This window comes from Ignatzschineria sp. F8392 (assembly GCF_002252045.1).
Taxonomy (GTDB): domain Bacteria; phylum Pseudomonadota; class Gammaproteobacteria; order Cardiobacteriales; family Wohlfahrtiimonadaceae; genus Ignatzschineria.
The window spans coordinates 675,692-700,349 of record NZ_NEFF01000001.1 but is presented as its reverse complement, the minus strand read 5'-3'; the positions used below and the strand labels follow the sequence as shown (position 1 = coordinate 700,349).

Genomic DNA, 24,658 nt, shown 5'->3' with positions numbered 1-24,658 from the left:
TTTTTGTTTTTTATTGTAAAGCTATTAAGGTCGCATTTACATGGCTCTCTCCTATCCCCTCCAGCCTTCTCATCAAAAAATAACGCCATACAGGAAAAATAGAATCTCTATCTCGACCTAGATCAAAAAAATAACAATACGGAATATACAGAAAAAATCAATTAATTATGACAATGAATCAATAATTTATACAAAAACAAAAACTGGTAACATCTCTCTTTAAATAAAGAGCTAATAACTCAATATAAAATATTTGGATTGCAGAAATAAAAATAAAATCATAATAAGTCATATAATGAAATTTAATACTCAATACTTAATACTTATATATCTAAGATATACCTTATAATAAGGTTTTCTTAACATGATCTCGCACATAAAAAAACCTAGCGGATTTCCGCTAGGTTTAAATTTTTAGCTGAGCCATCAATTCTCAATGTTCTCTCAACTGCGATTGCTTATGATGCACAGTGCAGATCAAGCAAAAGGATTGAATCAACGCTCGATATGGCTGATAACTACTTTTTAAAGAAGGTAACTAAACGCATTCCCACTAACATAGCAATCACAAAGACAATTCCTTCCCACATTCCACGCCCTAAAAGCACTAATGCCGGCGCTGGGCAAATTCCTACTAACCCCCAGCCAACACCAAAAATAAGGCCACCTAATATAAGGTCTTTATTGATCTTACTATTTTTAGGAAAGTTGAGCGGATCGCCCGTTAAGGTCTTATCTCGTCTACGTGCAATAAATACACCGATAAAGGAGATGAAGAGTGCGCCCACCATCACCCATAAAAGAGAGGGATTCCAGTCACCAAATGGATCTAAAAATCCTTGAACAACTGCCGGGTCTGCCATACCTGAGTAGAGAAGTCCCAAACCAAAAAGAAGTCCTGAGGCAAATGCGATCATTAATTTCATATTAGCCTCCCATCATCAAATGTTTTAAGACAAAGACTGTCACACCGCCGGCAACCATAAAGAGCACTGTAATAATCAGTGATCCTGGTGCAAATCGGGAGATCCCACAGATACTATGCCCGCTTGTACAACCTGATCCCATCGCAGAGCCAACCCCGACAAGAAGACCTGCCGCGATTAAGAGAGGGAGTGATGAAGTTACAGAAACAGAAGGTAATGAACCGGTAATAAGATAATAGACTCCGGGAGAGATGAGTAAGCCAATCACAAAGAGAAGACGCCAGGCAGTAATACCTTGACGTGTTAAGAGATTACTTACAATACCACTCACCCCCATAATCCGCCCTAACCCAATAAGGAAGAGAACAGCGGCACACCCAATGAGCAATCCCCCGAGGAGTGCCGGAAGTGAAAAGAATGACATAATGTTGATTACTCCTTAAATTCTTTAGAACAGAATAGACCATAAATACAATGTAAGAGTGTAATCACTTTTGGATCATCAACAGAGTAGTAGATCCACTTCCCATCACGTCGGGTATTGACCAAATTATCTTCTCGCAAGACGCCCAGTTGCTGTGAAAGTGTTGGTTGTTGAATGCCGGTCAGCTCTTCGAGAGCAGAGACAGAAAACTCCCCCTTACTTAAGTGACATAGCAGCAGTAATCGGTCTTCATTCCCAAATTTTTTTAAAAAAGCAGTCGCTTCCGTTGCGCCTTCACGCATCTCTTGAATATTCATCTTTCCCCCTAAAAACTTACTAACGTTAACAAAATCGAATCATTGCACCGATATCTGCATCCCAAATCGATTACAATAATCATTATACCTACTAACAATATATTTAAAAATTATATCTCTACTTTTAGACAACATAAAAGAGCACTATTCCCCTCTCTTTTTAGGTACAGCACTCCTATACTCCCCTTTTGTCCTTACTTCTGTGACTATAGTCAAACTTCAATGGAGCGATATAGATAACGGCATAACCTCAGTTGATCTAGGCAGTAATGGTTATCTTTCTCACTCAATCTTCTTATTATCTAATTCTTTCTATCTATTCTTTCTCTCTAATTCTTTTTAGCCGCTCTTATTAAACGTTCTTATTAATCTGTTTCTCACTATCTCTTTTTTATACCTCGATCTCCAATCTCTAATCTCTAATCTCCGATTTCAGATTTCAGATTTGTGGCTTATGGTTTATGACTTTTTATCTAACAGTGAAAGATAACGCCCATATCCCTCTTTTTCCATCTCCGCTTTTGGAATAAAACGAAGGGCTGCAGAGTTGATGCAATAACGCATTCCCCCAAGCTCTTTTGGACCATCATTAAAAAGATGCCCTAAATGGGAATCTGCGTTACGGCTCCGTACCTCTGTTCGATGATAGCCATATGAGAGATCATCATGCTCTGTAATCTCTTCTGCCTCAATAGGACGAGAGAATGCCGGCCACCCACAACCTGCATCAAATTTATCACAAGATGCAAATAGCGGTTCGCCAGAGACGATATCGACATAGATCCCCTCCTCAAAATGTTGATCATACTCATTTTGAAAGGGGGGCTCAGTGCCATTCTCTTGAGTGACAAAATATTGCATAGAAGTTAACCGACTCTTTAAAGAGGCTTTCTCCTCTTTCGATAATTGATGATCGATTTTCGTCTCTTTTTTTATCCCATCCATGGCATTCCCCTCTACTCTTTTCGGTATCTTTAGAGAGAGATAAAATCGCACTCTCTCCGCTGTTTTTCTAATTTAACACTTTTTAATAAAAAAATGTGAGCCCCATTGCTAAAATTATGAACGCTTTATCGTTCTCTATCATAAAATAGTAACTTCGATAACATACAAAGTAGATATACTTTGAATGACTTAAGGATTAAAATTACGCCTTAACCACAAAAAAGTAAACCCCTTCAATGATAAATTATTTGTCGCTTAACTATTTCTCTATTTATGCATCTTACACACAATGGTAGAATAATCGCTTCTTTTCATTGAATAAAGTGAACCTATCACCATGCTAATCATCGATGTAAGAACTCCTGAAGAGTTCAGTGCCGGACACCTAAAAGGGGCGATTCTTATTGAGTATCAAAATATATTAGAGGAGATTGAAAACTATATCGACTCTAAAGATGCGCCTATCGGTCTCTATTGCGCAGCCGGCATTCGTTCTGAATTTGCAACCCAAGCATTACTCCATCATGGCTACCATCAAGCGGTAAACTTAGGAAGCTTCACAGATCTTTGGCAACAATATCCTCAATTACGAGATGAGTCACAATAAAAGAATGCCCTTTATCCATCAAGATTTCCCTTCTAAAATAGGAGAGCGTTAAATCGTATGAGTATATTTATTACCATCTTTGTCATCATTCTACTTATTGCGCTTGCGAGCACAGTTCATAAGTTGATCCCTTTTAAGTTCCCACTCCCCTTTATTCAGATCTTAATGGGGGCGATTGTCTCATGGCCTCATGATGGCTTTCATGTCACCTTTGATCCTGAGCTCTTTATGCTCCTCTTTATTCCGCCGCTCCTCTTTGAAGATGGCCGGAAAATGCCGCTCAAAGACTTTCTGAATTCGGGGCGGGAGATTGCAAGCCTTGCCCTTGTCCTGGTCTTTGTCACCGTCGGTGGTTTAGGATACTTGATCTACTACTTTATGCCGGAGATGTCTCTTCCGGTTGCATTTGCGCTTGCGGCAGTTCTCTCCCCAACCGATGCGGTCGCGCTCTCAAGCATTGTTGGTAAAGGACGTCTCTCCCATAAATTGATGCAAGTCCTTGAAGGGGAGGCATTGATGAATGATGCTTCGGCACTGGTCTCATTAAAGTTTGCAATTGCGGTTGCACTTGGCGTTGCCGCACTGACAACAACAGAAGATTATGCGCTATTAAGCTTAACTTTCCTCAAGATGGCTGTTGGGGGTGTTATTGTCGGGATCGCCTTCTCATGGGTCTATATTAAGCTCATTTTCTATATCGGAAAATTACAAGGGGATGAGGTCGGATCGCAGATGATTATGTTAATGCTCCTCCCTTTTGGTGCCTATGCCATTGCCGAGCTGCTCGATCTTTCAGGGATTTTATCAGCCGTCACCGCGGGGATGACCGTCAGCTTCTCTAAATTCTTCCAGACCACGCCGGTCCAGATGCGTCTGCGTGCTAATAGTATCTGGGGATTATTGGAGTACCTCCTCAATGGTGCCGTCTTCCTAATGTTAGGATTACAGATACCAAGTATCTTCCAAGAGACCTATCTTGATGCCTTAGTCGATCCTTCTACAACTTTTACGACATTGATCGGGGATATCGTCCTCATCTACTTTGCATTGATGCTCTTACGCTTTCTCTGGTTGCTACTATTGCGCTATACCAGCCCGATCACGCCTTTCAAAAAGCCGATGGTCTTTGCCAAAATGAGTTTTAAAGAGCTTCTCATTTTAACCTTTTCTGGTGTTCGTGGAACGGTCACGCTCGCGGCAGCCCTCTCTATTCCGCTCTTTATCTCAACGAATCCTGATATCCCCTTCCCGGCACGCTATCAGGTGATCTTCTTAGCGGCGGGGATTATTATTATGTCCCTTGTGACAGCCGCCATTGTGCTTCCCTTCCTCTTAAGAAAGAAACAGGAAGCGGAACCGATCGCGATAGAGAATATTAAAGAGGAGCATGAAGTTCGCTCTGAGATTGCAACAGCGGCGATTGAAGCCGTTGAAAAGACCGCTGAATCACTCAATGCCGAGAAACCTTCTGAAGAGGAGGATGAACGACAACTCTTTATTCGTCAGATCAGTAATCACGTGATTAGTGAAATTGAGCAGGTCAATCATATGATTCAAAAAACGGAGGAGAGTGATGCCATTGAGGTTCATATTCGTCTTGCCGCCGTCCGTGCAGAGCGACGCAAACTCTATGAACTCAACTCGAAAAAGCGGCTCACTCCAGAGCTCTATGCTAAGCTACTCTATGAGATTGACTTAGCAGAGACCCTTATTTTAGGTCGTTCTCCGATTCACCCTAACTAATCTCTTATGACCTGCTGATCGCTTCTAATTATTGATAAAAGCATTGATAAAAGCGTCACAAAAGCGTTAACAGGTCATAACAAAAGAGCGTCATAACAGAAAGAGCGAGATGAAATTAAAATCATCTCGCTCTTTTTTTATTCTGCCCTAAGCCCTATCCTAAGCTCTATAAAAGTGCATAGAAAATCATGAGAGATCATAGAATCCACTCTAGAATCCATAAAAAATAGGCAAGAAAAAGGCCCCTTGGGACAAAGTCATTGTCGGGGCCTCTTTAAGGGATGCCTATGCAATATGGAGATGAGTACCACTATTTCAAGGAATTAAACTCATCATTCGGCTTAAATAATCAATTAAGCGAATCAATATTGACCTAAGACAAATTCAGAGAGATGCATCTCCTACTCCTAATAACGCGCATCTTTCGGCTTTTTACCATTGGGCCAATCATTCACTTTTCCTTCAAAATCAGGACGTGGAAGATGGGTAAAGTACTCAGAAACATCTACAGCCTCTTGATCTGTTAAGACGCCACCCTGTCCCCATGCACCTTCAAAATTGACGGCCATCGGCATATTATATTTAACAAATTGTGCCGCCTTATAGGTTCTCGCCATCCCTGCCCCAATATTGAAAGATTCTGGTCCCCAAAGTGGTGGGAAGATCACATTACCACGCTTATCTTTTAAGCCTTCGCCCTGATCCCCATGACAACTTGCACATTGCGCTTCATAGATCGCCTGCCCACGAACAGGATCGGGCACTAAACTCTCATCGACAGGCCCTGAGTTAACAACCGCCACTTTCGCATCGGCAGGTTGACTTGCACTTAACCAGGACATATAAGCGATCATCGCTTTCATCTCTTTTGATTCAGGATCGAGCGGTTTTCCATTCATCGAACGTTGAAAACACCCATTAATTCGCCCCTCTAAAGAGACCATTTTGCCGGCACGTGGCATCACTTTAGGATATTGATGCGCTGTTGTTAAGTAAGGTGCGCCATATTGCGCTTTCCCCTCGGCGATATGGCAACTATTACAATTCATAGTTGCTCCCACATTATCGGGAAGCAGTCGCTTTGTCTCATTGAGTAATACTTTTCCGTAGAGAATCTCTTTGGCATTAGGCTCTTTTAAGATCTCAAGATCGGAAGGAACCGTATACCAACCTAAATCTTCTCCATTTTGATCGGTCATTGGAAAACGTTCCGGATCTGCTTCTGTTAAATTCGCGGCAATCGCGACTGCACCGATCCCGGCAATTGATCCCCCTAAAATAAGGGCTAAAATCGACTTTTTCCAACCTTGACGATCGCTCTCTTTCTGACTCTTCATCGGCATACCTTCCCTTGCTTCCATCTCACGATTCTTATTTGACAATAACGATTGCTCCACCGCTCCATTTTCCCGCTGACCCTCTAAAGGAGCGATCATCGGTGTTGCTGAGGATTTCTTTAATAGATCCATTTTCATCATCTTCTCCTTTAGTTTTGGGTAATGTTAGGGGCTTTATGCCGTAAGAATTCTCTAATCTCTGCAACATCTTTCGCTTCTACTTTCGGTGCGCTATTATTCCAGCTATTGCGAATGAAGTTGACGATAATGGCGACCTCTTCATCGCTTAAGTGATTAAAGGCTGGCATCGTAAATGCCATCCGATCTGCCGGAGTGGCCGCCATCTTGCCCCCTTCTAGCGTCACCTGAATCACAGATTGAGCATTATTAGCAATCACTGCGCTATTTAAGTTTAATGCCGGGAAGATTCGAGGGACACCATCACCATCTGCTCTATGGCAGGTATAGCAATGTTCAACATAGAGGATCGCACCAGGATCACTATATTGACCCGATAGAAGCAGATCTGTCGTTGTATCCTCTTTTTCAGGAAGCGTTAAAATCTTATTCGGTGCCGGCGATAAACTCTTTAAGTAAGCTGCTGTTGCCGCAAGATCTTGATCACTCCAATATTGAGAACTATGTTCAATCACATCAGCCATCGCGCCAAAAGCGATAATTCTGTCAGTTCGCCCTGTCTTTAAGAACTCCACTAAATCTTCCTGACTCCACATCTTCAGCCCTTGTGCTTCTCCACGAAGACTCTTTGCGCGCCAACCATCGATCACAGCACCCGAGAGGAAAAGATCGGAATCATTAGAGAGCGTCACCTCTTGATAAGCGATACCACGCGGGGTATGACACGCACCACAATGCCCTGGCCCTTCAACAAGATATGCACCATGATTCTCAAGCTCATTCAATGCCGGATCAGGCTGAAACTCACGTGATGGTGAGAAGAAGAGCTGCCAATAAGCTACCGGCCAGCGCATACTCATAAACCAAGGGAATGTCGTCGGCGCATTGGGCTTCATTACTGGCTCAACGCCCATCATAAAGTAAGCGTACATCGCCTCCATATCCTCATCTGGCATTATCGCATATGAGGTATAGGGCATCGCCGGATAGAGTGGTGCATTATCTTGACGAACACCATGTTTTACCGCATTAGTAAACTCTTCTAAGCTATAGCCACCGATACCGGTCTCAAGATCAGGGGTAATATTGGTGGAGTAGATCGCACCAAAAGGGGTCTGCATTGCCAATCCGCCAGCATACTCAGGCTCACCCGGAACCGTATGACATGCCGCACAGTCAGAGAGCCTTGCCACATACTCTCCCCGATTAATCAATGCCTCATCATAAGCGATCTTAGCGCTATCTGCCGGCATCTCCACCTTTCGGGAATGGGTTAAAAATGTGGACCCAGCGTAGGCGCCTAAAAACCCCACTACGCCGATGATCACTAGACTACTTATCAGCTTCTTCATACTTGCACCCCTTCTACTTTTAATGCGTTTAATGCACTTTTATTTAAATACTCAATCCCTTTAATCAACGATACTTCCGATTGCGTGCTCTACTCTTTTTTCTACTTGCTATCTCTCTTATTCGTTTTCTAGAGCGATTTGATGAAGCGATCTGATAAAGCTATTTGATGGAGCTATTTGAGATGGAACGATCTGAGATAGAACTACTAGATAGAACTGCTAAATACTACGCTTTATCGTAAGCTTCAATTGCCCGAAACTCGCTGACTTATTAGCTTCTCAGTCTACTGCGCACTCAATTGGAGAGAAAGCTATCCATTAGAGCGATTGACTTATATCGCTTTATCTGATTCAAAAAAATCTCTTTTTGACTTTCTCAATATTACCAAGGGGTTAAAGCACTCTCTTTCTCTAGAAAAACCTGCATTTCTACTCAATTAGGCACTTTTTAAAAAAATAACAATTTGCAACAGATATGACATTCATCAAATAAAGATCAGGAAAGAGAATGGGAATAGGATTGAGATAAAGTTGAGGTGAAGTTGAGGTGAAGTTGAGATAAAACGGGGAATTGTCAGAATCAGGATCTCGAAGAGATCGTAACGAAGAGATCGTGGTAAAACATGGTCATGATGAATGACGATGGTGCTATGAGAGTGGAATGTATGAAAAATGGCATCTATAAAATTTTATGGATAGAAATTTCACTGCCAAAAAATTAACCATAACTTGATACTTTTCAAAAAAAATTACAGCAATCAATGAAGATTCTTCTAACTTTAGAAACTTCAGAAGGTTTACCTATAAAATTTTTTTATCACCCTTGAAAATGATTGCCTTTCGATAGATGCTCACATAGCATAGATCTTTCGATTCGAGGGGAGATCAAAATAAGAATAAAAGAGATATCCCGATCGATACAGATACAGATACAGATACCAATAATAACGATATAGCAATAATAATGCTTTATAAAAGAGATAGAACCCTATGGGGCGCTCTAGAGTCCGTTATGAGAAATCATAGGGCACTCTAGCGAACAACAGGATTCTATCGTGATCTATTAAAGAGGAGAGATAAAAATGATCAATGAGTGGATCAATGCGCAAGAGAGCGCGATGATTGATTTCTTAAAAACTTTAGTCAATATCGATAGCGGATCATACGATAAAGCGGGGGTTGATGCCGTCGCCGCTAAAATTATTGAGCATTATCGTGAGTTAGATTTTGAGATTGAGATCTTTACCAATGAAATATTTGGCAATAACTATCGCCTCCGTCATAAGGAAGCGAAAGAGCCGAATATCCTTATTTTAGCCCATCTCGATACGGTCTTTCCTCAAGGGACGGTTGCTGAACGCCCCTTCTCCATTGAAGGAGATCGCGCTTACGGCCCTGGCGTTATCGATATGAAAGCGAGCCATGTTCTCGTCTACTATGCAATTAAAGCACTTTATGAGAACGATAATGAGGCCTATAAAGATGTAGAGATTCTTCTAAACTGTGATGAGGAGATCGGCTCCCACAGCTCAAGAGCTTTGATCGAATCTTCCGCAAAAGGGAAGAAAGCTGCCCTTGTGATGGAACCTGCTAGAGCCAATGGTGCAATCGTCAGTGCACGCCGCGGTGTCGGAACTTATCAATTAAAGATTGAAGGGAAAGCCTCCCACTCAGGTATCGCACCAGAAGCAGGAATTAGCGCCATTCAGGAACTCTCTTATAAGATTCAAGCACTCCACGCGCTTTCACGCCATCAAGAAGGTCTCTCTGTGAATGTGGGAATTATCTCTGGCGGAACTTCTGTTAATACTGTTGCACCAAATGCCTATGCAGAGATCGATGTTCGTATCTCCACTGAAGAGCAAGGAATTGAGATCGATCATGCAGTCAAAGAGCTATGTCAGCAACCGATGCTAGAGGGTATTAAACTCACGCTTACCGGTGGCATCAATCGCCCGCCGATGGCTAAAACCGAACAGAGTGCTCAGCTTGTGGATCTGATTCTCTCAGAAGCCAAAATGCTTGGTTTAGAGATTGAAGATATCTCGACCGGAGGTGGTTCCGATGCCTCTTTCACCGCAGGTGTGGGTGTTCCGACGGTTGATGGTTTAGGCCCTGTCGGTGGACATCAGCATAGTGATAAAGAGTATCTCGAACTCCCGACACTCACAGAGAGAACCGCTCTATTTGCCCATATCTTAGCGAAACTTGGATCATAAGGAGATTCTATGACTCAATCTGTAAACAGAGAATCCCTTAAAAATGGGGAGCAGAAGATGAAGAAGAAATTTCAATGGGCGATGCCAGATGCCTTTATCATCATCTTTGGGATTGTGGTTCTCGCGGCAATCGCTACCTATCTGATTCCGGCAGGGAGTTATGAGCGGGAAGTTGTCGGCGGTATCAATCGCGTGGTTCCCGGCAGTTTCCATGAAGTCGCCTCAAAACCCGCTTCACTCATGGATATTTTCTACGCTATCCCGGTAGGTTTAAAGCAGTCGGCAAGTATTATCTTCTTAATCTTTATGATTGGGGGTGCGATTGCGATCTATGATAAGACGCGTGCGATCGATTCCGGTATCAATGCGCTGATTATTAAGACAAAAGGCAATTACCGTATTTTGATTGTCGCTGTAGGACTCATCTTTGGCCTACTCTCCTCATTAGGATTAGCGGCAAATGCTGTGATCGCCTTTATCCCGATCGGTATTGCCCTCTCTCGCTCGATGAAACTTGATGCTATTACCGGTGTTGCCGTTGTCTACTTAGGTTACTATGCTGGTAATGCGGTAGGAATTCTCGATCCTACAATTTTGGGAACGGCGCAGACATTAGCAGAAGTCCCACTCTTCTCCGGCATTATCTTCCGTATTGTACTCTTTGTGATCTTAATTAGTGTCACGATTCTCTATATTGTCTGGTATGCCAATCGTATTGCAAAGACACCTGAGAAGAGCTATATGGCCTCATTAACAGAAGATAATCCCGATTATGAAGATCTTGAGGCAGAAGCGAAAAATGAAGAGGAGGCACTTAAAGAGCCTTTCACCTGGAAACAGAAGTTGAGCCTCTTTATCTTTGTGGCGTTTATCGGGCTATTTCTCTACGGTGCATTCCAATATAAGTGGGGAGTCGATCACCTTTCTGCGATCTTTATCATGATGAGTATCGTTGTTGCCGCGATCTTTAGAATCAACCCCAATACCTATGTGAAGACCTTTATTAAAGGGGCACAATCCCTTGTTTATGGAGCGCTCGTTGTCGGCCTTGCTCGTGCAGTGATTGTGATCTTAGATCAGGGAAATGTCCTCGATTCGATTGTTCAAGCGACATTAGTCCCACTACAGCAGACCTCCCACTACTGGGGCGCGCAGATGCTCTACTTCTTCAATCTCCTCTTTAACTTCCTTGTCACATCAGGTACAGGGCAAGCTTCAATCGTTATGCCCATTATGGTGCCGATTCTTGATGTTTTGGATCTCACGCGTCAAACCGGCGTCTTAATCCTTAAGTTAGGAGATGGCTTTACCAATATTATTACGCCTACTTCCGGCGTATTGATGGCGGTTCTCGCGGTGGGGAAAGTTCCTTGGACTCGCTGGGTGAAGTTTGTCTTCCCAATCCTCTTAATCTGGGTCATTATCGGTATGGCAGCGATCTGGGTCGCTACTGCAATCAATTATGGACCGATTTAAATTAATTATAATAATAGTGATATAGTCACTGTATTATTAAATAATTAAATAATGATAGGTCCCCATAAAATTGCGCAATATCAATTGCTAAAATTCTATTGGGACCTTTTTTTACCGCAATCAATTAAAATAAAATATTGATAATAATATCCTACAAAGAATCTGATCATCTTCACTACTTCCATTATTTGCCATCTATCATCTACTTGTCATCAATTAATCGATCACGATCGACTCCTGCTCACTCCAACGCTTCTTCCACACATCACAGATTCGAGGGTCTGCCTTAAAGCTACAATAGCGTTCTTTTAGAGCATCTAACTCAATAATATTGAGTCCACTCAGATCTTGATAAGTTCGCTCCTCTATCGCCTGAATCCATACATCACAAGCTGATCCACGTCGCTTATCTAAACCACAATAGATCGACTCTTTACGATTAAGGTCGGCAAAACTCTCTTGAGATAGTTGCTCTTTCCCTTCAATCAAAGCATGCTCATAGAGCGATTTCCAGGCAACACAATGATAATTATCTCGATCTAAAAAGAACTTCTGACACTCATCTTCCTTAAAGTATTCTGCAATCACCTCTTGCCAATTTTTTCCTGAAAGTGATTGGGAAATACTCTTTTTAAGATCAGAAATTTCCTGCTCTCGTGCTGCTTGCTCAATGGCTCTTTGTCGCTCTTCCTCTGCCCGTTCCCGATCTCTTTCAAGTTGACTCTGCTTTCTCAAAGCGTTAAAAGCCGCTTGGCACTCTTGATCCTCCTTTAATTTTAAGAGCGTCTTCTCATCATTAATGGTCGCTGCTTTAATGAGCGCTTGATCACAACTACTCGCTTTATCTGCCGCGATATCTAAATTTTTAAAGTAATATTCCTCATCCTTAGGATTACATGCCGTCAATAATATTGTTAACCCTCCTACAATCATTATTTTTTTCATATACTTATGGTTCCTTATCGGTTTCTACTTGTACCTCATGCTTAAAGGTCAATATATTATTCAATAAGTATGCGCTTATCCCCATCAAATAGATATCTATAATATCCTATAAAAGAATCAATTAAAAAAGCGATTATCTACAGTTCTTAGTAGATATAAATCAAATTTCTAAAGATTAATATAAAAATGTAATGCAAAAATGTAGAATAAAAATATAAAACACAGACACAGATAGCAAATACAAATAATAGTAATAAAAAAGGCTCTAAAGCCATACAACATGACTTTAGAGCCTCTTCTTTTGATAGCGAGTTATTACGACAGGAGCCATTTATTGTGATCCCATTAAGTTAAAAACTAACTGAAAAAACTCACTGAAAACAGATGGGGCCTCAATAAAACTTCTTTCTTTTCTCTTTCACTAATAACTCGGCTACCCCCCCCATTACCGCTCACCGACTAAGCGGCATTTCTCCCTTGATCCTCTACTATTTATCTACTTGCCAGCGACTTTTCATCTACTCGTAGAAACGCCCTCTCTGACGAAGTAGTTCACGATTGAGGTTAGGATTCTTTTCAAATGCTGCGCGCCCATGCATCCAAAATTCATTATTGAGTACAACAAGATTACCTACCGGTAATTCAAGCTCAATCACACTCTTATCTGCTTCAAGTGATTGTGAAAGTGCTTTGAGGAATTTTGCCTCTTCTATCGTCTCAGGATAAGCAAACTGATCGATAAAGCAGATACAAGGACGATTGTTCTTTAAGAAGAAGAGCTTACGGAAAACAATTTCCTGTACATTTTTACTCGGCGGTGCAATATATTGGAACTTATGCTCACCTAATGAGCTTTTGTGGAATTTATCGAGCTCGCTCCAATCATCGAGATGAAGAAGACGACTCTCGCCCCCTACCGCATTCTCTTCAACCATCTTCATCATTAAGAGCCAATCAGTAGGTTCATTAACAAAGGTTCCATCGGTATGGAGCGTAAAGAGACGATAAGCTTGACGCAGATAGGAGTCACTATTATCGGTATCTTTTACCGTAAAGCGCGCATAATATTTGCCTGTCATCGAGTCAAAGTTAGAGATTCCCACAAGATGGGCAATTGCAGTTGAGAAGATCACATATTCATCTGTATCTTCAGTAACACCCTCAAGACCGATGGTAAAACCTCCGGTTTCACGATCATTGACAATTTCGCGCAACATATTACCAAAATCATGCCCCGCCGCTTCATCTAAGTAACTTGCAATCACCTGACGCTCATAAGGGGTATATTCTAGGCGCTGAACACCGATTCCCTCTTCACGAATTCGCTTTAAAAAGCTCTCAACAACACTCTTAGAGAGGTTCACATTGAGTAGACGCTTCGATTGTGGATTAAAACTCACTTCGAACTGATCATTTTTCTGAATAAACTTAGACATTCTCTTCTCCCTATATCTCTATAACTCTCTAGTTTTCTAACTTTCTAACTTTCTAGTTGTCTATATGAAAAAATCTTTTTAGCAAACACACATCTCACTCATCTTACTCATCTTCAAAGGCGTACAAGTCTGAATAAGAGTGCGCTTTCACCGTTTTTTAGCCACAAAAAAACCAGCAAACAGACCGACTGAAAATTTCACAAAATCTTCAATCAACCTGTCTACTGGTTTATCCATTCTTGTTGGTCAGCTATGCGACGATGCACTCACTTCTAAATCTCTAAGTGGCTTCGCAGGATAAGTGATCCAAAACGGCTCTGCAGTTGACAATTAACGGCAAAATATATTGGGTAAGTTCAAGTTAAAGGAGTGGTTCTATTAATGAATCGATCCGATAAAGGTATCTCATTAATGAGCACTGCTATCTGTTGAACCTTGACCTTGAATGTAGCATGCAACAAAAAATAATGCTACCCCTTTTTATAAATTTTTTTCTCTTTCTACCGCTTAGCTATCTCCTACCCTCTCTTCACCGCCTCACTTAACGGCTTAACGCCGCTTTAACTGCTGATATTGATGCTCAAGATCTTTTAGTGCCGCAATCAGAGCGCTTGTTGCTTTACCTCGATAAGCATCGTGAATCGCTTCAATAATGGTCTCTACACCATCATTAAGACTATAACCTCGCAATAGCTGACCAATAAAGTTACGCCCAAGCTCGGTAATTAAGGTGCAATCGGCAGCTAAAATAACCCCATATTTGGGCTCAATTTCTACCGTGATTGTCATCGATTCAAAGAGATTCTTTGCCGCCATCCCCTGAGGTAAACGCGCATATCCTGCTAAAAAGAGTGTTTTACTATTCATTGATTATTCCCATCTTTCTCTGATTCTCCATCTCTTCAATTTCTCATAACGATTGCTACTTATCGTAACAGTATTGAGCTGTACTACTCAACTGCTACAGCTAACTATCGCAACTAACTATTGCAACCAACTATGACAATTAACGACTTTCAAAAAGGTATTCTCTAACTCCACTCACTAACTCCCTCACTAACGCCCTTCTCTAACTCTCAATATGGCGCTTACCATCCCTTTTCACTTGACAAGTCAAAGTGATCAACAAAAAAATGGTGAACGATTATAATAAGTAGAAAATAAGTGGAAAGATTAGAACGAAAAAAAGAATCATGGCACATTAAGAGAAAATAAAGATCAATATAAGGATAAAAATAAGGATAATTTATGATAAAACTTCCCTGCTTTAAGGCTTACGACATTCGCGGAAAACTTGGTGAAGAGCTCGATGAAGCCCTTGCCTACAAGATCGGTCGCGCCTATGGCGATATCTACCAACCTCAAAAAGTGGCGGTAGGAGCGGATATTCGCCTTACTAGTGAATCGCTTAAAAAAGCGGTGATCGATGGTCTGACCGATGCCGGCGTAGATGTATATGATCTCGGCATGACTGGTACTGAAGAGGTCTACTTTGCCGCCTTTCATCTCGATGTTGAAGGGGGAATTGAAGTGACAGCAAGTCACAATCCGATCGATTATAACGGCATGAAGCTCGTCCGTGAAAATGCACGCCCCATCGGCATGGAGAGTGGCCTAAAAGAGATTCATGACAGAATCATTGCTGATCAATTTAATGAGCCAGCAAAAAAAGGGCGTGTCACCTCTTACAATATCGTGCCGGAATATATCGAGCATCTCTTAACCTATATCGATCCTGCGAAAATTCGCCCGCTAAAACTGGTGGTTAATGCCGGCAATGGCGCTGCAGGACATGTGATTGATGCTTTAGAAGCACGTTTTAAAGATCTCAATATCCCGATCGAATTTATTAAAATTCATCATGAAGCAGATGGCACATTTCCCAATGGAATTCCTAACCCACTCTTAATTGAAAATCGTGAAAGTACCCGAAGTGCGGTATTAGCGCATCAAGCTGATATGGGCATTGCTTGGGATGGCGATTTTGATCGTTGCTTTCTCTTTGATGAAAAGGGAGGATTTATTGAGGGATACTATATCGTTGGCCTCCTTGCACAAGCTTTCTTAACACAAAAACCGGGGGCCAAAATTGTTCATGATCCGCGCTTAATCTGGAATACCTTAGCGGTGGTAGAATCGCTCAATGGTGAAGCGATTCAATCAAAATCGGGGCATGCCTTTATCAAAGAGGCGATGCGGGAAGAGAATGCGATCTATGGGGGCGAGATGAGCGCACATCACTACTTTAAAGATTTCGCCTATTGTGATAGCGGTATGATCCCGTGGCTCTTAGTCGTCATGCTTCTCTCGGAGATGAAAAAGCCACTCTCAACACTTGTCGGAGAGATGATCACCCAATTCCCTTGTAGTGGCGAAATTAACTTTAAGGTGAATGATTCAAAAGAGACCATCGCGCGAATTTTAGCGCATTATGAAGCGCTCAACCCTGAGATCGATACCACCGATGGCATCAGCCTAAATTTTGGCGAGTGGCGCTTTAATGTACGCGCCTCCAATACCGAGCCGCTCCTTCGTCTCAATATCGAATCAGATCGCGCCAAAAATCCACGCCCTATGGCGGAGTATGTTGCAGAGTTAACGACATTGATTGAGCAGTAATTGATAACCTCTACAAAGCCTCTAGAAAAGCTGCTGCAAAAGATTGAATAACTCAATTGCATAGGTTAATCACAGAGATCATAAAAAATCCCTCACTTTAGATCAAAGTCGAGGGATTTTGTTATGGGGAACACGAAAAAAAGCCTCTTCTCTATTTAAAAAATCCCGTATCTTAAGCTGAAGCGCCACATCTAACTGGGACTTATATAACTCATCTATTTCAATAAAATCATCTAAAAATTCCTCAATATTATCAAGGTTTAGATCTAATCTATCCAAATGAAATCCCATGCCTACTCTTCTCCTTTTGGGAATACCCACTTTTCATGAAGTATACAACTCCGTACTTCCTCATAGACTACCATCTGCTGTCTCGTCGGCAAAATGAGATGTTCTCGCCTCTTCTTTCTAAAGAGATATTTAGAGGAATGATAACTAGCATTATCAGAAGCTTTTATAACCCAATAATCAATTAACCTATATTTTCGGGCAATATAAAATATTGTCGATAAAATACCATCTCTCACTTTCTGTAATTTTTTATTTAAAGATTTTTGCTCACTAGATGAATGACAATTACCAATAATAATTTCTATTTTTGCCAACAATCCTTCTATAAATTGCTGAAACAATATTTGATCTCGAGTATTACCTACTAAATCTAATAGCCGATCCTCTGCAATTTCAATGGAAAACTTATTGATACAGTATTGATTGTTATATCCATGCTTACCCCACTCATGCGCATAATAATCACTATCTGTCCAAAAATAATAACCAACGCCTAACCACTGCTCTCTACTCTCATCACACAAAAAAGGGATAGATTTCATCACCTCTTCTTTACAATTTTCTCCTTCAATGTAACGACAAGTATGAAATCCTATTAAATTAACTTTTATTGACATCCTAACGTTAAAGAAACTCAGATGAAGACTAATAAGACCAATGCTATTTACTGATATTAAGCTAATAATGTAGTAATAATTGCCAATAAATGGTGATCAGATATTGCTGATCAAGACTAGTCGATCGCTTCTGTTCCTCTTACTTGATGCACTAAAGTGGTTAAATCCTGCATCTTTTTAAATGAGTTAATCCCGTAAGGTCCTCCAAAAAAAGTGAGATCACCAACATTGTCTCTATCTTTCAATCACCCAAATACCAATAGAGCCTCGAGAGTGTTGATCAAATGACCAAACCCTTTGAGGCTCTATCTCGATCCTTTACTGAAGGGAGCGAAAGATAATTTTCCGGCTCTCCTGAGAGCTGGGAAATTAGCTTTCGCAACTCTCAATCTGTTCAATAAGTTAGAGTCTGGCTTAACACCCGACTGAAAATGACCAGTAACGCTAAAGGATGGAAACATCTTAGCAGATCTTAGATCACAATAAAATGCTTCTACTTACTCTCGATACCCTCTCGGATTCTCTCTCTGCCAACGCCAGCTATCTTCTAGCATCTCTTTAAGACCATATTGTGGTTTCCAGTTGAGCTCTTTAACGGCACGCCCATTATCGGCATAGGAGATCGCAACATCGCCACTACGGCGCTCTGTGATCTGATACGGAATCTCAACACCATTGACGCTCTCGAAGGTCTCTTTCATCTCTAGAACGGAGGTGCCATTGCCGGTCCCAATATTCCATGCTCGGCAGCCGTGTGCTTCAAGACGATTTTTAAGGGCCGATAGATGCGCTTTTGCCAGATCCACCACATGGATATAATCGCGAATGCCGGTGCCATCTGTTGTGGGATAATCATTGCCGAAGATATAGAGCTTATCACGCATCCCGACTGCCACTTGTGTCATAAATGGCATCAGGTTATTGGGCGTTCCTTGTGGGTCCTCCCCAATTTTACCGCTCTGATGCGCACCTACAGGATTGAAGTAACGCAATAGCGCGATCGACCAACGATCATCAGCAATTGCTGCTTTTTGTAATAACTGCTCTACAATCAACTTGGTATAACCATAGTTATTAGAAGGCATTCCGGTGGGCATCTCTTCTGTTAAGGGGGAGATATTGGCCTCATCATAGACCGTAGCTGATGAGCTAAAGATCAGATTGAAACACTCCGCTTTCTCCATCGCTTTCATCAGGGAGATGGAGCCGGCAATATTATTATCAAAATAGACGAGCGGGATCTCCTGACTCTCTCCGACCGCTTTAAGGCCAGCAAAGTGAATCACCGCTTCGATCTCATACTCATTAAAGAGCGCATCAAGTGCTGCGCCATCTCGAATATCCCCTTCGATAAAGATTAGGGATTTTCCCGTAATCTCCTCTACCCGCTTTAAAGATTCAACAGAGCTATTGGAGAGATTATCAAATACCACTACCTCAAAGCCTACTTCTAATAATTCAATAACGGTATGAGAGCCGATATAGCCCGCTCCGCCGGTAACTAAGATCTTCATTTCGTGTCTGCTCCTTGTAGATATTGAATCAACCCTGCTGTGGATGAGTCTACCACACTGCCTGTAGGTCGATCCCCCTTTAATAAGGGAATTAATTGACTGGCGATCTCTTTCCCTTTCTCAACGCCCCATTGATCGAAAGGATTGATATTCCAAATAACCGATTGCACAAAAACTTTGTGCTCATAGAGCGCGATCAACATCCCTAATGTCTTCGGTGTTAAGCTCTCGATAAGAATCATTGAGCTTGGTTGATTCCCCTCATACCCTTTATAGGCAGGGATTCTCTCCATCTCTTCAATGTTCCCCTCATGCTCTTCTACCAGTGCCGCATTTCCAAAGGCGAGAAGGCGCGATTGCGCAAGACAATTGGCCAATGCCAAATCATGTTGTTCAATCAACTCTGTCGCATTCTCACTATAGGTAAATTGATCATCGGTATAGCGCCGTTTAGGGGCGATAAAGTCAGCACTCACCGCCTCTGTCCCTTGATGGAGTAATTGATAGAAAGCATGTTGTGCATTTGGCCCTACCTCACCCCAAATAATGGGGCAAGTGGTATAGTCAACGCGCTCTTCTCCGCGGGTGATATTCTTGCCGTTTGACTCCATCTCAAGCTGCTGCAAATAACTGGCAAAATATTTAAGGCGGCCATCATAAGGGAGAACGGCATGAGTCTGAATATCGAGGCAATTACTATTCCAGATCTCAATCATCGCCATCAAGATAGGGAGATTTTCAGTAAGAGGCGCCTCTCTAAAATGGCAATCCATGGTATATCCCCCTTCTAGGAAGGATTTAAAGCCCTCGACGCCAATGGTGAGCGCAATAGGAAGACCGATCGCCGACCAGAGCGAGTAACGCCCGCCGACCCACTCCCAGAGATAGAGTTGTCGCTCTTTGGCAATCCCCCATCGGCTCATCGCTTCACTATTACTGGAAACGCCAATAAAGTGATTTTTCAGCAGTTGTGGCTCATCGCCTAATGCCTTCTCCATCCAGCTTCGCACCGTTGCCGCATTCTTAAGGGTATCGATCGTGCCAAATGATTTCGATGAGATAATAAAGAGCGTCGTCTCCGGGCGCAATTGATGCAATAACTCAGAGAGTTGACTCCCATCCATCGTAGAGACAAAGTGGATATTGAGTTCTTTTTCTGTTCTAACGGTAAAATCAGCTAAAGCATAAGAGGCCATGAGCGGGCCAAGATCGGAACCGCCCACCCCAATATTGACCACATCGGTCACCACTTCCCCTGTCGCCCCCCGATATTGCCCCTGATGAATCTGCTCCACCAATGCATACATCTTCTCAAGCTCATGGTGAATCGCACTGCTAATTTGTGGATCGATCCCTAACGCCTGAAGCCCCTTTTTAGGAGTACGAAGCGCCCAATGCATTGCCGCTCGATTCTCACTCTGATTGATCTTACTCTCCGAAAAGAGAAGCGCAATGCTCTCTGTAAGTTTGCGTGATTTCGTCAGATCAGCAAGTTTCTCCAAGACCGCTTGATCAATCCGTTGCTTACTAAAATCGATCAAAAGCCCCTCTAACTGAAAGTGAAACTTGCTAAAGCGATCAGGCTCCTCCGCAAATAGGTGTGCTAGCGGCTTCTTCTGCATCGATTCTGCCATCGCTTCTAGCGCTATAAAGTGGGGATCTACCGATAATGGTGGTAATGTCTCTAATATCGTTAATGATTGATTGAATGATTGATTGAATGATTGATTGAATGATTGATTCTGCATCGATCGTCTCCCGGCACTAACGGCCGATTCCCTTATAGATAAAGCCTAAATTTTGCATATAGTGTGGATCAAAGATATTGCGCCCATCGAGAATAAAGGGGTGCGCCATCTTCTCTTTGATCAATCTGTAATCGGGGCTAAAGAACTCCTTCCATGCCGTTAAGATAATCAGAGCATCGGCATCTTCGAGCGTCTGATACTTATCCTCACAATAATCGATCGGCTCAAAAGGATAGGCACTCTTCACTGCCGGCATCGCAGCAGGATCATAGAGCGAGATCGTGACACCTTGCGCAACCAGTGCGCGGATCATCTTATGAATGGGCGAATTATAGATACTCGCCGTCTCCTCTTTAAAGGAGGCACCCCAAATAGCCACTTTTTTACCGGCAAGATCGCTCTCATAATAACGCCAGAGATGGCGGAAGAGTACCTCTTTCTGATCCTCATTCACCTCCCAAACTTGATCCATCAAACGGCTTTTGACCCCACGGCGCCCCACCTCTTCAGAGAGCATCAAGATATCGCTAGAGAAGTTTTCACCCCCAAATCCTGCCCCCGGCGAAAGATAAGCACCGCCAATTCGGCGATCTGCCGCTAAACCCTGTTTTACATTAAGGATATCCACCCCAATCGTCTCCGCAACATTCGCAAGATCATTCATATAGCTAATACGTGTTGCGAGCATCCCGGAGATACTCAACTTCGTGAGCTCCGCATCGAGAATCGGCATCACCAACCATTGGGAAGGAAGTGGGAAGAAGGGACGAAAGAGCTCTTTAAGGCGAATCAGTGTCTGATCCGACTCCACACCCACAATCAGCTGTGCAAGATCGACAAAGCTCTTGACCGCATTTCCCTCTTGCACAATATCGGGCAGATAGGCCCAATCCGCTTCTGGAAAGGATTGGCGCAATGCCTCCGTACCATAGAGTCCAAACGTCGAACCATTGATCAAAAGCGGGATATTATGTTGCTTCTGCGCAATATGATTCTCGGCAATTCTACTTGCCATCGCTTCTAAAAAATCGCTAGCTCTTCTTTTCTCTAATGCATTAAAACTGAGAAAGTAACAATCGATCTCCGTTGAAAGGTCCAGCAACTCTGCCATAGAATCGAGCTGTTTGAAGCTTTTCGCCTCCTCTAAGCGCTTTAACTCTGCTAAGAGTTGTGGGTCTTGAAGATGGGGAAAGAAAGACTGTCCACCCTTATTCTCTCCTCGATCAACTCCCGTTAAGACATAGACCTCATTGCCATATTTAGAGAGTAGTGCCGTTAAGACGCCGGCTTGCAGGGTTGATCCGATAATGGCGATCTTCATAACTTTATCTCACGTGCAGATCTTTCGATTAAGGCTCTAAAAGGCGCGCCCAATGTCGGGTGAATCGCACCATAATGGAGAACCGCTTCTAGATACCCTATTTTGCTACCACAATCGAAGGTCTGCCCCTTCATGCGATACGCTTCAATCGGCGCTTCTCTCTGTAGTAGTGCTATCGCATCCGTGAGCTGAATCTCATTGCCGGCACCTTTCGGCGTCTTCTCAAGAAGCGACATAATCTCCGGCGGAAGAATATAACGCCCAATCACAGAAAGATTTGAAGGTGCGCTCCCCACCGCGGGCTTTTCAACAATCCCTTGCATCGCAACTGACGCGCCTTCATCCGGCGTCGATGCAACATCTACAATCCCATATTGATCCACCAATGCTGCCGGCACCTCTTCCACCATAATTTGAGCTGCTTGATGCGCATTATAATAAGTGATCATTCTCTGAAGATCGTTCTCTTCCTCTTCGTTATAGACCAATACATCGGGAAGAAGGACGGCAAAAGGCTCATTACCGATCAATGATTTCGCACATAACACCGCATGCCCCAAGCCAAGTGGCTCGCCTTGACGCACACTCACCACACTCACCCCTTTGGGAAGAATAGATTCGATCTCCGCTAAGATATCGAATTTCTGCTTCTCTTTAAGGATCGTCTCTAGCTCAAAGTTCTTATCAAAGTAGTTCTCGATACTCCCTTTCGAGCTGTGGGTTACAAGGATAATCTCCTCAATGCCCGCCTTCACCGCCTCTTGCACCACATAATCGATCACGGGACGATCGACCACCGTCACCATCTCTTTGGGAATCGCCTTACTCGCCGGCAGAAAACGGGTCCCTAAGCCCGCAACAGGTAAAATTGCTTTCTTAATCATGAAAATCCCTACTATTGGTCAATATCGATAACAACTATAAGTATCTATAATATCTATAATGGGTATAAGGATACCAATAATCGGGATAAGAGAGAATGACTATTAGCAATAAGTAACTCTTAAGAGCCATTTATTTAAAAACGATCAAAAGTGATTAAAAGGATGTATGGAAAAATTTAAAATTCTTTATTGTACTTTAAGCTCTGCTTAAAAATAGAGCTATTAACTTTCTTTCGACAATTTACCATTTTGAATTTCTTGAGATGAAGAGATTCCCTTCTCTTGAAGTTGATAAGCGTGTAATTTTTGATGGATAAGTTTAGAAATTTCCATTTCTCCATCTGCATCTGCTCTCATGACATCTTCTTCTAACTTATAATCAGCAACTACTCTTTTTGCTCGCCTTGCAGCTAATAACTCTCCTAATGCTTTTAATTCTAGAGATGGTATCAGCTCATTAGGATCGTGACGATCTGGCATTTTTAAATATCTTTCCATCTCTGTATGGTATTTTTTAGGAGCTGAAGGCGCTAAACACCGCCCTGTGACATGGATTAGACTATAATATAATCGAGAAATCACATTACGATATTCTATTTCTGTACTTGAATGATTGAGTAAGTTTTCAGAAAACTTTAAAAAATCCTCTCCAACTACTGACATTAACTCATCTCCAATTACTGCATCATTTGATGACTAAATGCCTTGTCATCATTACTTCTCTCAAACATATCCACCGATACAGAAAACTTTTTCCTATCTAATTTTTCTTCACTAGCAATCGCCATAGCCAGCTCATAATTAATTGCACCAATAATATCTTTATGTCGATAATCGATTACCAATGATAGATGATTTACACCAAACTCTGGGTAACTCTTAAATGTAAACCAGCCTAAAGCAAAAAGCCGATACTCCCGAATCAATGTAATAAAAATATCTCCTAATATTTGGAGTTGTTGAGAATCCAGTTTAGCTTCTTTTATAAATCGATCGAGATCTAATTCTATTTTCTTCGCCCATAACGAATACTCATTATCTAGTTTTATTAAACCCTCAAGTTGCTCTCGAGCCACCATTAAATTCCCTCGTAAAATAGAGATAAAGAGCTCGCTCCAAAGCACTTGCCCAACTCCTCTAAAACAAGGTTTTAAGCTAGCACTCTCGGTCGCTAGTAAAAATTCATCTATTAGCCCATTTCTAACAAGATAGGTAAGATAATTTCCCAAAAATATAGGATTATTATAGTGCAAAGACTTCTTAAAAAAGTGTAAGGCTTTCTCTGACTCTTTATTACAGGCGTAATAGTATGCCCAAGCAAGATTTTCTTCACTTGTTGCCTTTCCTATTCCTTCCATTTTTCGGGCATATAGCTGACTCTCAAATTCTGTAAAGTAGATCTCGTTTACCATTTTTTCATAAAGTTCAGCTAAAATTCCCGTTACTTTTTTTTCTGGAGCGATCATCAGTTATCCTATAACCCTATATCATTTTACTTCTTTTGCTTCTTTTACTTTCTCTATTCTCTTACCTTCTTCCTTACAACAAAACTTTGCAACATCTATTTCATAAGATCTCTTATAGCTGCAAATTAAGTTTCAAGAATAAGTTTCAAGAACCGCAGTAAAAGTAGAAGCTCTATATGTGCATCTTCAACTTTTCCAAGATCTTAAATAGTAATAATCTAATATCCAGTTTCATGACAATCTCTCTTAGATAGAACATGAATAAAATATGAGTAAAAGATGCAGATCAAAATTATATCGATCAGTGTAAGCCTACTGGAATTATAAAGTTTA

Annotated in this window: 23 protein-coding genes; 5 read left to right on the top strand and 18 right to left on the bottom strand. The window is 41.9% G+C overall.

Annotation, left to right across the window (positions count from 1 at the left end; all coding sequences use genetic code 11):
* Positions 1-518: 518 nt before the first annotated feature.
* From B9T19_RS02975 to msrB, 4 genes are all read right to left on the bottom strand, one after another.
* Positions 519-926 (bottom strand): DUF6691 family protein, encoded by a 408-nt coding sequence (locus B9T19_RS02975; RefSeq protein WP_094567087.1) that lies wholly within the window; start codon positions 924-926, stop codon positions 519-521.
* 1 nt (position 927) lies between these two features.
* Positions 928-1,350: a YeeE/YedE family protein gene (locus tag B9T19_RS02970; RefSeq protein WP_094567086.1), complete on the bottom strand. Its 423-nt coding sequence runs from the start codon at positions 1,348-1,350 to the stop codon at positions 928-930.
* Between the two features lie 8 nt (positions 1,351-1,358).
* On the bottom strand, positions 1,359-1,667 hold the full coding sequence (locus B9T19_RS02965; protein ID WP_094567085.1) for a helix-turn-helix transcriptional regulator: 309 nt from the start codon (positions 1,665-1,667) through the stop codon (positions 1,359-1,361).
* A 459-nt stretch (positions 1,668-2,126) separates the two neighbouring features.
* Positions 2,127-2,612: a peptide-methionine (R)-S-oxide reductase MsrB gene (gene msrB, locus B9T19_RS02960; RefSeq protein WP_094567084.1), complete on the bottom strand. Its 486-nt coding sequence runs from the start codon at positions 2,610-2,612 to the stop codon at positions 2,127-2,129.
* Positions 2,613-2,949: 337 nt separating this feature from the next.
* Here msrB and B9T19_RS02955 point away from each other — a divergent pair, with 337 nt between their 5' ends.
* Positions 2,950-3,219 carry a rhodanese-like domain-containing protein gene (locus B9T19_RS02955; protein ID WP_094567083.1) on the top strand — a complete coding sequence of 90 codons (270 nt, stop codon included), beginning with the start codon at positions 2,950-2,952 and terminating at the stop codon, positions 3,217-3,219.
* Between the two features lie 57 nt (positions 3,220-3,276).
* Positions 3,277-4,962, top strand: coding sequence for a Na+/H+ antiporter (locus B9T19_RS02950; RefSeq protein WP_094567082.1), 1,686 nt, complete (start codon positions 3,277-3,279; stop codon positions 4,960-4,962).
* Positions 4,963-5,369: 407 nt separating this feature from the next.
* Here the strand turns inward: B9T19_RS02950 and B9T19_RS02945 are convergent, their stop codons facing one another.
* Positions 5,370-6,440: a c-type cytochrome gene (locus B9T19_RS02945; protein WP_233146776.1), complete on the bottom strand. Its 1,071-nt coding sequence runs from the start codon at positions 6,438-6,440 to the stop codon at positions 5,370-5,372.
* An 8-nt stretch (positions 6,441-6,448) separates the two neighbouring features.
* A complete protein-coding gene (locus B9T19_RS02940) occupies positions 6,449-7,789 on the bottom strand; it encodes a cytochrome c (RefSeq protein ID WP_094567081.1) in 1,341 nt (446 codons plus the stop codon).
* A gap of 1,085 nt (positions 7,790-8,874) precedes the next feature.
* Here B9T19_RS02940 and B9T19_RS02935 point away from each other — a divergent pair.
* Both B9T19_RS02935 and B9T19_RS02930 read left to right on the top strand, forming a co-directional pair.
* Positions 8,875-10,008, top strand: coding sequence for a M20 family metallopeptidase (locus tag B9T19_RS02935; RefSeq protein WP_094567371.1), 1,134 nt, complete (start codon positions 8,875-8,877; stop codon positions 10,006-10,008).
* Between the two features lie 9 nt (positions 10,009-10,017).
* Positions 10,018-11,484 (top strand): YfcC family protein, encoded by a 1,467-nt coding sequence (locus tag B9T19_RS02930; RefSeq protein ID WP_233146775.1) that lies wholly within the window; start codon positions 10,018-10,020, stop codon positions 11,482-11,484.
* Positions 11,485-11,700: 216 nt separating this feature from the next.
* On the opposite strand, the gene B9T19_RS02925 is transcribed toward B9T19_RS02930, so the two are convergent.
* The 3 genes from B9T19_RS02925 to B9T19_RS02915 form a co-directional block, all read right to left on the bottom strand.
* The gene (locus tag B9T19_RS02925) at positions 11,701-12,429 is read right to left on the bottom strand and encodes a hypothetical protein (protein ID WP_094567080.1); all 729 of its coding nucleotides are present in this window, start codon (positions 12,427-12,429) and stop codon (positions 11,701-11,703) included.
* Between the two features lie 518 nt (positions 12,430-12,947).
* Positions 12,948-13,865, bottom strand: a complete 918-nt coding sequence (gene glaH / locus B9T19_RS02920; protein WP_094567079.1) for a glutarate dioxygenase GlaH — start codon at positions 13,863-13,865, stop codon at positions 12,948-12,950.
* Between the two features lie 549 nt (positions 13,866-14,414).
* On the bottom strand, positions 14,415-14,732 hold the full coding sequence (locus tag B9T19_RS02915; RefSeq protein WP_094567078.1) for a DUF3870 domain-containing protein: 318 nt from the start codon (positions 14,730-14,732) through the stop codon (positions 14,415-14,417).
* Positions 14,733-15,113: 381 nt separating this feature from the next.
* Between B9T19_RS02915 and B9T19_RS02910 the strand changes: the two genes are divergently transcribed.
* Positions 15,114-16,484 carry a phosphomannomutase CpsG gene (locus B9T19_RS02910; protein WP_094567077.1) on the top strand — a complete coding sequence of 457 codons (1,371 nt, stop codon included), beginning with the start codon at positions 15,114-15,116 and terminating at the stop codon, positions 16,482-16,484.
* A gap of 102 nt (positions 16,485-16,586) precedes the next feature.
* On the opposite strand, the gene B9T19_RS02905 is transcribed toward B9T19_RS02910, so the two are convergent.
* The 9 genes from B9T19_RS02905 to B9T19_RS02870 all read right to left on the bottom strand — a co-directional run bounded on the left by B9T19_RS02905 (position 16,587) and on the right by B9T19_RS02870 (position 24,325).
* Positions 16,587-16,775, bottom strand: a complete 189-nt coding sequence (locus tag B9T19_RS02905; RefSeq protein WP_094567076.1) for a hypothetical protein — start codon at positions 16,773-16,775, stop codon at positions 16,587-16,589.
* Between the two features lie 2 nt (positions 16,776-16,777).
* Positions 16,778-17,317, bottom strand: coding sequence for a hypothetical protein (locus B9T19_RS02900; protein WP_094567075.1), 540 nt, complete (start codon positions 17,315-17,317; stop codon positions 16,778-16,780).
* Positions 17,318-17,508: 191 nt separating this feature from the next.
* Complete coding sequence (locus B9T19_RS10770; protein ID WP_255406336.1) at positions 17,509-17,637, bottom strand: hypothetical protein; 129 nt, start codon at positions 17,635-17,637, stop codon at positions 17,509-17,511.
* A 252-nt stretch (positions 17,638-17,889) separates the two neighbouring features.
* Positions 17,890-18,906, bottom strand: coding sequence for a UDP-glucose 4-epimerase GalE (gene galE, locus B9T19_RS02895; protein ID WP_094567074.1), 1,017 nt, complete (start codon positions 18,904-18,906; stop codon positions 17,890-17,892).
* Complete coding sequence (pgi, locus tag B9T19_RS02890) at positions 18,903-20,654, bottom strand: glucose-6-phosphate isomerase (RefSeq protein ID WP_094567073.1); 1,752 nt, start codon at positions 20,652-20,654, stop codon at positions 18,903-18,905. The genes galE and pgi overlap by 4 nt, the downstream gene beginning before the upstream one ends.
* A 16-nt stretch (positions 20,655-20,670) precedes the next feature.
* On the bottom strand, positions 20,671-21,975 hold the full coding sequence (locus B9T19_RS02885; protein ID WP_094567072.1) for a nucleotide sugar dehydrogenase: 1,305 nt from the start codon (positions 21,973-21,975) through the stop codon (positions 20,671-20,673).
* Positions 21,972-22,859: a UTP--glucose-1-phosphate uridylyltransferase GalU gene (gene galU / locus B9T19_RS02880; RefSeq protein WP_094567071.1), complete on the bottom strand. Its 888-nt coding sequence runs from the start codon at positions 22,857-22,859 to the stop codon at positions 21,972-21,974. Before galU ends, B9T19_RS02885 begins: the two co-directional genes overlap by 4 nt.
* Positions 22,860-23,081: 222 nt before the next feature.
* Positions 23,082-23,522, bottom strand: a complete 441-nt coding sequence (locus B9T19_RS02875; RefSeq protein WP_094567070.1) for a hypothetical protein — start codon at positions 23,520-23,522, stop codon at positions 23,082-23,084.
* Positions 23,523-23,536: 14 nt separating this feature from the next.
* Positions 23,537-24,325, bottom strand: coding sequence for a hypothetical protein (locus B9T19_RS02870; RefSeq protein ID WP_094567069.1), 789 nt, complete (start codon positions 24,323-24,325; stop codon positions 23,537-23,539).
* Between the last annotated feature and the right edge of the window lie 333 nt (positions 24,326-24,658).

Coding starts and splice junctions, on each gene's coding strand:
- B9T19_RS02975 (WP_094567087.1), bottom strand. CDS start 926: ATGAAATTAATGATCGCATTTGCCTCAGGACTTCTTTTTGGTTTGGGA.
- B9T19_RS02970 (WP_094567086.1), bottom strand. CDS start 1,350: ATGTCATTCTTTTCACTTCCGGCACTCCTCGGGGGATTGCTCATTGGG.
- B9T19_RS02965 (WP_094567085.1), bottom strand. CDS start 1,667: ATGAATATTCAAGAGATGCGTGAAGGCGCAACGGAAGCGACTGCTTTT.
- msrB (WP_094567084.1), bottom strand. CDS start 2,612: ATGGATGGGATAAAAAAAGAGACGAAAATCGATCATCAATTATCGAAA.
- B9T19_RS02955 (WP_094567083.1), top strand. CDS start 2,950: ATGCTAATCATCGATGTAAGAACTCCTGAAGAGTTCAGTGCCGGACAC.
- B9T19_RS02950 (WP_094567082.1), top strand. CDS start 3,277: ATGAGTATATTTATTACCATCTTTGTCATCATTCTACTTATTGCGCTT.
- B9T19_RS02945 (WP_233146776.1), bottom strand. CDS start 6,440: ATGATGAAAATGGATCTATTAAAGAAATCCTCAGCAACACCGATGATC.
- B9T19_RS02940 (WP_094567081.1), bottom strand. CDS start 7,789: ATGAAGAAGCTGATAAGTAGTCTAGTGATCATCGGCGTAGTGGGGTTT.
- B9T19_RS02930 (WP_233146775.1), top strand. CDS start 10,018: ATGACTCAATCTGTAAACAGAGAATCCCTTAAAAATGGGGAGCAGAAG.
- B9T19_RS02925 (WP_094567080.1), bottom strand. CDS start 12,429: ATGAAAAAAATAATGATTGTAGGAGGGTTAACAATATTATTGACGGCA.
- glaH (WP_094567079.1), bottom strand. CDS start 13,865: ATGTCTAAGTTTATTCAGAAAAATGATCAGTTCGAAGTGAGTTTTAAT.
- B9T19_RS02915 (WP_094567078.1), bottom strand. CDS start 14,732: ATGAATAGTAAAACACTCTTTTTAGCAGGATATGCGCGTTTACCTCAG.
- B9T19_RS02910 (WP_094567077.1), top strand. CDS start 15,114: ATGATAAAACTTCCCTGCTTTAAGGCTTACGACATTCGCGGAAAACTT.
- B9T19_RS02905 (WP_094567076.1), bottom strand. CDS start 16,775: ATGGGATTTCATTTGGATAGATTAGATCTAAACCTTGATAATATTGAG.
- B9T19_RS02900 (WP_094567075.1), bottom strand. CDS start 17,317: ATGAAATCTATCCCTTTTTTGTGTGATGAGAGTAGAGAGCAGTGGTTA.
- galE (WP_094567074.1), bottom strand. CDS start 18,906: ATGAAGATCTTAGTTACCGGCGGAGCGGGCTATATCGGCTCTCATACC.
- pgi (WP_094567073.1), bottom strand. CDS start 20,654: ATGCAGAATCAATCATTCAATCAATCATTCAATCAATCATTCAATCAA.
- B9T19_RS02885 (WP_094567072.1), bottom strand. CDS start 21,975: ATGAAGATCGCCATTATCGGATCAACCCTGCAAGCCGGCGTCTTAACG.
- galU (WP_094567071.1), bottom strand. CDS start 22,859: ATGATTAAGAAAGCAATTTTACCTGTTGCGGGCTTAGGGACCCGTTTT.
- B9T19_RS02875 (WP_094567070.1), bottom strand. CDS start 23,522: ATGTCAGTAGTTGGAGAGGATTTTTTAAAGTTTTCTGAAAACTTACTC.
- B9T19_RS02870 (WP_094567069.1), bottom strand. CDS start 24,325: ATGATCGCTCCAGAAAAAAAAGTAACGGGAATTTTAGCTGAACTTTAT.